This is a genomic window from Mycobacterium sp. E3298 (assembly GCF_001666895.1).
Lineage (GTDB): Bacteria > Actinomycetota > Actinomycetes > Mycobacteriales > Mycobacteriaceae > Mycobacterium.
In genome coordinates, this window is sequence record NZ_LZJB01000193.1 from 1 (window position 1) to 1,296 (window position 1,296).

At 69.9% G+C, this 1,296-nt stretch carries 2 protein-coding genes; one reads left to right on the plus strand and one right to left on the minus strand.

From position 1 onward, the window contains the following. Positions 1 to 209: 209 nt before the first annotated feature. A complete protein-coding gene (tpx, locus tag A9X05_RS09060) occupies positions 210 to 704 on the minus strand; it encodes a thiol peroxidase (protein WP_067750551.1) in 495 nt (164 codons plus the stop codon). A 111-nt stretch (positions 705 to 815) separates the two neighbouring features. On the opposite strand from tpx, the gene A9X05_RS09065 reads away from it, so the two are divergent. Then, positions 816 to 1,296: AraC family transcriptional regulator (locus tag A9X05_RS09065; protein WP_197498980.1), on the plus strand; the 481-nt coding region annotated here is incomplete at its 3' end.

Here is a 1,296-nt window from a genome sequence, read left to right on the forward strand (position 1 = left end):
ACCACGCCCACCAGCACCCCAGCGATAACACCGAACTTGCCGCCATTCACCGCCGGTACTCCTTTGCCGCCGAGCGTTCCACCGCCCGTCCGGCGGAACGGCTAGGCTAACACGGAAGCCGCACGATGGGACAGCTCAACGTGGCGAACGTCAGCACGTCGCAAACAGGCGAGTGGTGCGGACGGCCGCCGCTGAACGGCTTAGCTGGGTCAGCCCGCCGCGGCCAGCGCCGCGTCGTAGTCCGGCTCCTGGGCGATCTCCGGGACCAACTCGGTGTAGGTGACCTTGCCGTCGGGGCCGACCACCACGATGGCCCGCGCCAGCAGGCCGGCCATCGGGCCGTCGTTGATGGTGACGCCGTAGTCCTCGCCGAAGCTGCTGCGGAACGCCGAACCCGTCTTCACGTTGTCGATGCCCTCCGCCCCACAGAACCGGGCGAACGCGAACGGCAGGTCTTTGGACACGCACACCACCGTGGCGCCGCTGGCGGCCGCGCGCTCGTTGAAGGTCCGGACGCTGGTCGCGCAGACCGGGGTGTCCACAGACGGGAAGATGTTGAGCACCAAGGCCTTACCGCCGAGCTGGTCGCTACTGACCTCCGCCAGGTCGCCGCCCGTCAGGTTGAAGGCCGGCGCCGGGGATCCGACGGTAGGCAGCTCGCCGACGGTGTTGATCGGGTTTCCACGCAACGTTATCTGTGCCATGTCGCACAGTCTGCCAAGCCCGCCGCGGACCCGACGGGTCAGGTCCCGTGTCCTAATTGGTGGGGTGCGCGGCGTAGACGACATCCCGGGGTGTGCCGAACACTTAGATGCATGACTCGCAAGGTGGTCATCGCCGGTTTTCCCGGCGTACAGGCGCTCGACGTGGTGGGACCGCACGAGGTCTTCACCGGCGCGTCGCTGCTCACCGGGGGCGGGTACGAGGTCGCACTGGCCTCCATCGACGGTCAGGCCGTCACCACCCCGACGGGACTGGCCTTCGTCGCGGCGCCGCTGCCGGACCCGGGCGAACCCGTCGACACGGTGGTGCTGCCCGGCGGCGGCGGTGTCGACGCCGCGCGGTCGGACGCCGAGCTGATCGGCTGGATCAAAGCCGTCGCCGCGACCGCCCGCCGCGTGGTCACGGTCTGCACGGGCGCGTTCCTGGCGGCCGAGGCCGGGCTTCTGGACGGGCAGCGGGTGACCACGCACTGGGCCTTCGCCGGTCGGCTGGCCCGCGAGTTCCCCGCGATCGACGTGGACGCCGATCCGATCTTCGTCCGCAGCTCGGAAACCGTGTGGACCGCAGCGGGTG

What these genes read in the sequence shown, in the direction of transcription:
- tpx (WP_067750551.1), bottom strand. Translation starts at nt 704, where the DNA reads ATGGCACAGATAACGTTGCGTGGAAACCCGATCAACACCGTCGGCGAG.